The 8419-nt window shown below is 38.1% G+C and carries 8 protein-coding genes; all 8 read right to left on the bottom strand.

What is annotated here, in order from left to right; translation table 11 throughout:
- Positions 1–29: 29 nt before the first annotated feature.
- Entirely contained in the window at positions 30–2066 is a 2037-nt protein-coding gene (locus B3P23_RS00575; protein ID WP_293923585.1) for a beta-N-acetylhexosaminidase, read from the bottom strand.
- Positions 2067–2219: 153 nt separating this feature from the next.
- Positions 2220–2783 (bottom strand): aminoacyl-tRNA hydrolase, encoded by a 564-nt coding sequence (gene pth, locus B3P23_RS00570; protein ID WP_293923583.1) that lies wholly within the window; start codon positions 2781–2783, stop codon positions 2220–2222.
- A gap of 96 nt (positions 2784–2879) precedes the next feature.
- Positions 2880–3626, bottom strand: a complete 747-nt coding sequence (gene pstB / locus B3P23_RS00565) for a phosphate ABC transporter ATP-binding protein PstB (RefSeq protein WP_045753798.1) — start codon at positions 3624–3626, stop codon at positions 2880–2882.
- Complete coding sequence (pstA, locus tag B3P23_RS00560; RefSeq protein WP_293923581.1) at positions 3616–4473, bottom strand: phosphate ABC transporter permease PstA; 858 nt, start codon at positions 4471–4473, stop codon at positions 3616–3618. The genes pstB and pstA overlap by 11 nt, the downstream gene beginning before the upstream one ends.
- Entirely contained in the window at positions 4463–5353 is an 891-nt protein-coding gene (pstC, locus tag B3P23_RS00555; protein WP_045753799.1) for a phosphate ABC transporter permease subunit PstC, read from the bottom strand. The genes pstA and pstC overlap by 11 nt, the downstream gene beginning before the upstream one ends.
- Before the next feature lie 8 nt (positions 5354–5361).
- Entirely contained in the window at positions 5362–6216 is an 855-nt protein-coding gene (locus B3P23_RS00550) for a substrate-binding domain-containing protein (RefSeq protein ID WP_045753800.1), read from the bottom strand.
- A 177-nt stretch (positions 6217–6393) separates the two neighbouring features.
- On the bottom strand, positions 6394–6990 hold the full coding sequence (locus B3P23_RS00545) for a 50S ribosomal protein L25/general stress protein Ctc (protein WP_045753801.1): 597 nt from the start codon (positions 6988–6990) through the stop codon (positions 6394–6396).
- Positions 6991–7131: 141 nt separating this feature from the next.
- Positions 7132–8088: a ribose-phosphate pyrophosphokinase gene (locus tag B3P23_RS00540; RefSeq protein WP_045753802.1), complete on the bottom strand. Its 957-nt coding sequence runs from the start codon at positions 8086–8088 to the stop codon at positions 7132–7134.
- Between the last annotated feature and the right edge of the window lie 331 nt (positions 8089–8419).

The raw sequence follows: 8419 nt of genomic DNA, 5'->3' as shown, positions 1-8419 counted from the left end.
TTAGAGCTTTTTTAGTTTTTTTCAGACTTTTATCTTGGTTCAGATACGGTAAAGGGTTGATAGGGACTCAGATTGAATGTAAAATTTCCATTTGAATCCGTACCGCCAACACTTCTGACTAGAGCCCTAATTGTATATGTTGCATTTGGATGGTATTGTTTAACTTCAAAATTGTAGAAAAAAGGCTTGATTTTATTGGTACCTCTAAATTTATCAGCTAATGCATGGTGATCATCTACGGCGATGACTTTTCCATTCTCCAATAGTTCGACACCATCGATCTCTAAAAAGTTTTTTCCACCTGTAAAAAAGAAACCAGCTTGCACGCGGCCTGTAGTATACACCTTTTTAGTCACATCAATTGTCATTTCTTTAAACTGCTCAGTAACTGTAGCGGGACTCCATTTTGCTACAGTATATCCCCCGTTTTTATAATAATCAACTTTCAATTCATCCAATCGATCATAATGTTGATCCAAACGAAGAGAAAAATCACTAAAGTCTTTTTTACTTTGAGCTGTCCATCCTGTTTCAGCAACAGCAAGTAACCGAGGGAAATTTTGTACATTCATATCCTTCACCTCTTGTGGAAGAGCTGTCCATTGATTTGCTTGAACACCTAAAATCAGCTTTTCCTCTTCTGGACTGAGACCCTGACTGGGGTCATATTGATAAACACGTGCTATGGTATTGATATTGCCATAAGCAAGATCGCTCATCGTCCCATCATCCCGGTCAGCTTGTGTGATATCAAAATACATAGGTGCAGTAGGAGTTGCCACGCTTTCAAATCCATTTTTCACAGCTTGCTTAATAGCATCCGCACCTAACCAACTCATGATAGCAGTTTCTTTCGGTAGATTTTTAGCATCCACCAGAATATCATTCCATCCCATTGGTTTTCGGCCTTTGCTGCTGATGATATGAGATACACGCTTGACAAAATAACTCTGTAATTCGGTAACTGTTTTAAGATTATTTTTTTTCATGAAATCCGTGACATGAGGTTCCTTTTCCCACAGATCGTGGCGAACTTCATCACCACCAAAGTGAATATATTGTCCAGGAAATAGTCCTACAACCTCAGTAAACACATCGTCAAGAAATTGGTAAACAATTTCTTTAGTGGGATCTAATGTGTTGGGAGTAAATTGATTGCCCCAATATCCCCATGAAGAAACAAATGGAAACACATGATTAGGGTAACTGTTCTGATTAACTCCCAATTCCGGATATACCAAAATATTAGGCCAAGAGTGTCCGGGTACATCAATTTCAGGGACAATCGTGATGTGGCGTGCTTTGGCATAAGCAACTACCTCTTTAATTTGTTCCTGCGTGTAGAATCCGCTGCGTTCGGCAGGTTGATGGGTGGTGTGGTGGAAAACAGTCGCTTTCTCGGATGTTAATTTGGGATACTTTTTGATTTCAATGCGCCAGCCTTGATCGTCAGTCAAGTGCCAGTGGAAAGTATTCATTTTATAGAGCGCCATGACATCCAAGTATTTTTTGATCACATCTACACTATAAAATGTACGGCTTGCATCCTGCATATATCCGCGCCAATGGTACCTCGGAGCATCTGTAATCGACAGATTTGGAACAGTCCATAGGCCATTCTGGACGATAGATTGCTTTTCAATTGTACTAGGTAACAGTTGCCTCAACGTTTGTGTCGCATAGTACAGACCAGTCGCAGATGCAGCTTTAACAATGATGTTATCCGATTTAATATCCAATGTGTACCCTTCTTGCGGTACGTTTTTTAATTGCTGATCAAGAACAAAGTGAATTCCTTTTTTACGGGCATTTTCTTGTTCGATTTTAAGATCAAATCCTGTTGCGGTTTTAATCAATTTTACAAATTCCTGTATTTCAGAACGATTTTCCTTATTTATGTAGATCAGCGTCTGGGGATTTAAAGAAAACTCGCCATTTTGTGCAATCATCTCGCTAGGTTTGGGTATGATCGCAAAGCGTGATTCCTGTGCTTCTAGTTGATACGAAAGCAATAAAATGGCTATAATGGAAAGACATTTTTGCTTTGTTTTTTTGATATAAAACATGCTTTATTCGGTTTTTGATTGATATTAGTTCCTTTAAAGGTAGAAAATCATTTTAACTTAAAATGACGCTTTCCGATATCAAACGTTTGCGCTTTTTTGGGATGGCGGCCTCATAAAGAAGGAAGCCGTTAATCTGTTTAACGGCTTCCTTCTTTATTTTGTATTTAAATTTGTCATCGTCAGCTCAATCCCGATATGGACAAAACTATGGATCATTTTTACTGCGTGGTCGATCAGGCGTGGAAGTTCTTTCTGTTCCTCAGGATCAAATGGACCTAAGACATAATCAATTTGCCTGCCTTTTGGATAATTATCACCAATTCCAAAACGGAGACGAGGATAAGTTTGTCCGCCGCATAAAGCTTCAATTGATTTTAATCCATTATGCCCCGCAGCCGAACCTTTAGGTTTAATCCTTAATGAACCAAATGGAATAGCCAGATCGTCGACAATCACTAATGTGTTTTCGATAGGTACCTTTAGCAGTTGCATGTAATAATTCATGGCCTTACCACTTAAATTCATATAAGTCGTGGGTTTGATCACATACACGTTATGTCCACGCTGCTTGAACTCGGAGTAGGCAGCCAGTTTTAACGTTGAAAAAGAAGCATTGGCCTCTTTCACCAGTTGATCAGCAACCATGAAACCAATATTATGACGCGTGTCGGCATATTCTCTTCCGATATTGCCTAATCCTACGATAAGATAATTCATTGTTTAATACTTAGCCTGCAAAAATAAGGAAACCTTTTCAAATACAATAGACCTGCTATGCTTTAACTGGTAAAATAACAACGATTAACTGCTTCCTTATCCAAAGTGACCTTTAATGTAGTTTTTCGTGATCTCGTGCTGCGGATTGTTAAAGATATCGATCGTAGCACCCTCTTCTTTGACTTCACCCAGGTACATAAAGATCGTTTTATCAGCGACACGCTGTGCCTGTTGCATATTATGAGTAACGATGACAATGGTATATTGATCCTTTAACTGATGGATCAGTTCTTCAATTTTCAACGTACTAATCGGATCTAAAGCCGAGCAGGGTTCATCCATTAAAATAACATCAGGTCGAAGTGCAACTGCACGGGCGATACATAAACGTTGTTGTTGTCCGCCGGATAATCGGGTTGCTGGTTTCTTAAGATCATCTTTCACTTCATCCCAAAGATATACCTCCTCCAAAGCCTTTTGAATCACAGCAGGGCTTGCATCCAAATTATTCAACTTTAATCCGTAGGCGATATTTTCCTGTATACTTTTTGGGAATGGATTTGCCTTTTGGAAAACCATACCGATTCTTTTGCGGATATCCGTCACAGATATCCCTTTTTGGTAGATATTCTGACCGTCAATACTTACCATTCCTTCAATTCTGGCATCTGGCACCAGGTCGTGCATACGATTAAACGATCGCAGCAAAGTACTTTTGCCGCATCCAGAAGGGCCAATTAAAGCAGTGACTTTTTTTTCAGGAAATTCAATATCAATTCCCTTTAAAACATGTTTAGAACCAAACCAGATATTCAGGTCTTTGGTATATAAATTATTGGTCATTTTTTCTGTATTTATAACGAATGTAGAAAGCGGTTAAATTCATTAAGAAAACCACCATGATCAGTACGAGTGCAGTTCCATACGCTAATGGACGAACTTCTTCAATAGATTGATGTTGCGTCGATAGCATGTAAAGATGGTATGGTAAAGCCATAAACTCTTGACTGGTATTGACAGAAACATCTGTGATATAAAATGCAACACCTGTAAATAAAATGGGAGCAGTTTCTCCAGCAGCTCGAGATAATGTCAAGACAACACCAGTCAATATACCAGGTAATGATGCAGGTAAAACAACATCTTTAATGGATTCAAATTTTGTCGCTCCTACAGCGAGAGCAGCCTCGCGCATACTGGCCGGAATACGGAGTAATGCTTCTTCTGTTGTCGTGATGATATAGGGTAATGATAGAAGACCCAGCGTCAATCCTGCAGATAGGAGCGATGTTCCGAAGTGTAAGCCCTGTACAAATAATGCTAATCCAAATAAACCATAAATAATAGAGGGAACACCCGATAGGTTACGGATTGAAGCTCTAATGGTGCGCGTCAACCAAGTATTCTTAGCATATTCATTTAAATAGATTGCGCAGCAAACGCCAAATGGAATAGAAAATAGAGCTGTGATTAACGTTAAAATAACAGTTCCGATAATCGGAGAGAGCACGCCCCCCTTTGTCATGCCGTCTGTAGGTAATTCGCTGATGAAAGACCAGGACAAGGAAGACCATCCCTTTGAGAAAATTTCGTATAGGATGACAATTAAGAAAAAGCATACCAATCCCGTTGAGAGCAGTAGTGATCCCCATTCAATAACAGGAGTTATTTTTTTAAAATTAAGCCGCATGATATTTTCTAAAACGATTAATAAAATATTCACCAACCAAATTGGCAATTAAAGTCATAAAGAATAAGACGATCGCAATAGCAAATAAAGCAAAGTAATGTGTCGTCTGATAAGGTACTTCGCCCATTTCAATGGCAATAGTTGCTGTGATGGTCTTGACCGAGTCAAAAAAGTCTTGCGGAAAAAGTGCCGCGTTTCCCGTTGCCATTAATACGGTCATCGTTTCGCCGATCGCACGTCCCAGCCCCAACATAACTGCAGCAATTATACCTGGAGCAGCAGCTGGAATCGTGATTTTAATTAACGTTTCCCATTTACTGGCACCCAAAGCATAACTCCCTTCACGATAGGTTTTGGGGATGGCATGTATGGCATCTTCAGATATGGTAATAATAGTTGGCAATGCCATGATCGCAAGTAATAAAGAACCGTTTAAAGCATTTAACCCATTAGGTAGATCCGTAAGTTCCGCGATTTTTGGTCCCACCAATACAATGCCTAAAAAACCGATGACAACAGATGGTATGGCAGCCAACATCTCGATTAAAGGTTTTAATATGTTTTTAACCTTTGGACTTGCATATTCTGAGATGTAAGCTGCTGTTCCAATACCCAGAGGAATAGCAATTACCATAGCACCAAATGCAACGATTGTCGTACTGACGATCAGGGGTAAGATACCGTAGGTCGGAGTAGCAGCTGTGGGATTCCATTCACGGCCAGTTAGAAAATCAAAGGGTTTAACCTCCAAAAAGAAGGAGATGGCGTTATATAATAACATCCCGAAGATTCCACCCAGAAGTGCCAATACCAAATATCCTGTCAGCTTGAAGGTGTGTTGTGCAACACGATCAATTACAATTCTATTTTTATACTTCATAACCTATATTAGTGAATAACATAATACCCTGATGCTTCGATTAGATTTTTGCCCTTAGCATTTTTTTCAAATGAAATAAAGGGTTCTACCTTTTTCCAAGACTTTTCGGGAATAAATTGGAATAATGGACGCTGGAAATAATAGCGATTTTGACGAATAGCCTCTTGATCCAATGGAGAAACTGCCGTATTCGTGTTATCAATAATTTTTAAAACCTTGATACCTTGTTGGACATTGGTATTTTGCGAGATATAACCTGCACCGACATATCCGATACCGGATTTATCCAATTTTACACTTTCCAAAATCTGGGAATTACCCGTCATTTCTTTAGCAGCCTGACTAAAAGTAATTTTTAATTTTTTCTTGACAAAAGAGTATGTTCCAGAGCTACTTTGTCTACCATAGATAGTAATGGGCGATTTATTATTTGATAATTTTGACCATGAATCTTGTGTTCCATCTAAAATTTCTGCTAAATCTTTTAAGTTGATCGCTTCAAGGGGATTATCTTTATTGACGACAAATGCGGTTGCATCCTCGGCAAAGACAACCGTTCGCAAAGGAATGTTCTTCTGTTTAAATAGGTTTATTTCGTCTTCCGTTAAAGGGCGAGAAGAGTTTGCAATATCAGCTTGCCCATTGAGTAGCGCAGTGATGCCCAGACCAGAGCCTCCTCCAGAGATGGCAATACTAAAATCAGCATTCTCTTTTGAAAATTCCTCTGCAAGATTTACAGCTAAATTGACCTCGGTGTCTGAACCTTTCATTTTGATGGCATGATCCGCATCAGCGCAGCTTTGAGTCAAAACAAGGATGGAGAATAAGAAGAGCTGTGGATATCCAAAAATGTGCTTTTTCATTACTTTTATAAAACAAGTCGAGACTTTAAGATGTTTTCAAAAGTAATGATACACTGTTAATTCGTCATGAACCCAATGTTAAGAAGGTGTTAATAATTAATTTGCTAAACTTTTCTTAACAAAAAAGGCATCGAATGATCGATGCCTTTTAAAAGCTGTTTAATAAATCTGGAAAGATTATTTTTTACCACCTTTAGTTGCTTTCGCAGCTTCTTGTTCTGCTTGACGTAAAGCACGTGACATAATAACAGATACGATAGTATCGTCAGAATTGTTTAATACTTTAGCGTTTTCTAAAACTACTTGAGCAACGCGGAAAGATTTACCAACTTCCAAAGATTCCATAGGAACTTCAATTTCTTGAGGTAAGTCACCAGGTAAAGCTTTAACACGTAATTTACGTAATTTTTGAACTAATTTACCCCCTAATTTAACACCTGGAGAAGTTCCAGTTAATTTTACAGGAATATTTATTGTAACTTCTTTCTCGTCATTTAACTCTAAAAAGTCAATATGAGTAACTAAGTCAGTTAATGGGTGGAATTGAGCGTCTTGAACGATAGCTTTTACAGTTTTTCCATCAAGGTTTAAGTCAATGAAGACAACCTCTGGAGTGTAAAGAACTGCTTTCAAATCAGCTGCGGATACAGAAAGGTGTGTTTGTGTAGAACCACCATAAAGAACTGCAGGAACATTACCTACGTAACGCAATTCTTTTGAATCTCTTTTCCCTACGTTCTGTCTTACAGAACCGCTAATAGCAATTGATTTCATCTTTAATTTGATTAAATTTTGAGGTGCAAAGATATGTATTTTTATTTATAATAATAGGTTGATAGCTATTATTATAAATAAAAAAACCTTTCTCTGCAAAAGAGAAAGGTCATGTTATATCATTAATGGTCAACAGAATGATTATTCAACCTCGAATAAATCAGAAATTGAACCGTGTTGATTGACATTTTTAATTGCTTTTCCAAATAATTCAGCAGTAGATAACACTCTGATTTTAGTGGAAAGTTTCATTTTTTCTGGATCTAATTGAATCGTATCTGTAACAATCATTTCTGATAATACCGAATTTTCAATAGTTTCGTATGCTTTACCTGATAATACAGCATGTGTACAAACCGCTCTAACAGATTTGGCTCCACTTTCCATAATCAATGCCGCCGCTTTTGATAATGTGCCAGCCGTATCGCAAATGTCATCGATCAAAACTACGTCCTGACCAGTTACATCGCCAATGATAGACATCGACTCAATTTCATTAGCACGTTTACGACGTTTGTCACAGATGATCACTTCTGCATTAAAGAATTTTGCAAATGTACGAGCGCGGTAAGAACCACCCATGTCTGGAGATGCAATCGTCAAGTTAGGAAGATTCAGTGATTTGATGTAAGGGACAAAGATAATTGAACCATCTAAGTGATCAACAGGGATATCGAAGAAGCCTTGGATTTGAGCAGCGTGTAGATCCATGGTCATGATGCGGTGTGCACCTGCAGCAGTAATTAAATTAGCAATCATTTTAGCACCGATAGCCACACGAGGTTTATCTTTACGGTCTTGACGTGCGAAGCCAAAATAAGGAACCACTGCGGTAATGTAATGTGCTGAAGCACGCTTTGCAGCATCAATCATCAACAATAATTCAAATAAATTATCTGTTGGCTGATTGGTCGATTGAACGATAAATACGTCGCTACCACGAACAGACTCATTGTAAAAAGGCTGGATTTCTCCATCGCTAAAACGAGCTAACGTTTTATCTCCAAGAGGTTTCCCATAGGAAGAAGCGATTTTTTCTGCTAATTCTGTAGTGCCAGAACCGGCGAATAACTTAACCGTGTTGAATTGCAAAGGCATGGTTTTTTATTTTTGATATAGTGGATTAGAATAGAATTTTCTGTTTGTATGTTGCCAATTACTTTCTAATGACTTAAAAAAAAAGGATTGTTTTTGATAACAATCCATTTCTTTCTTTTTTAAAGTTGCTCGACCTGGATTCGAACCAAGACAAACAGTACCAAAAACTGTCGTACTACCCTTATACTATCGAGCAATCTATCTTAAAGATTTGTTTGATATTGCAACCGCCCTTATCCTTTCGATGGTGCAAAGTTAGATAAATGTTTTTAATTTCAAAATCTCAATCAAAAAAAAATGTCAAAAATTTAAATACTGCCTCATTATGAGC

Origin of the sequence: Sphingobacterium sp. UBA6320 (assembly GCF_002440335.1) — a bacterium.
Lineage (GTDB): Bacteria > Bacteroidota > Bacteroidia > Sphingobacteriales > Sphingobacteriaceae > Sphingobacterium.
Note: the sequence above shows the minus strand (reverse complement) of the source record. Positions and strands in the feature narration are given on the sequence as shown.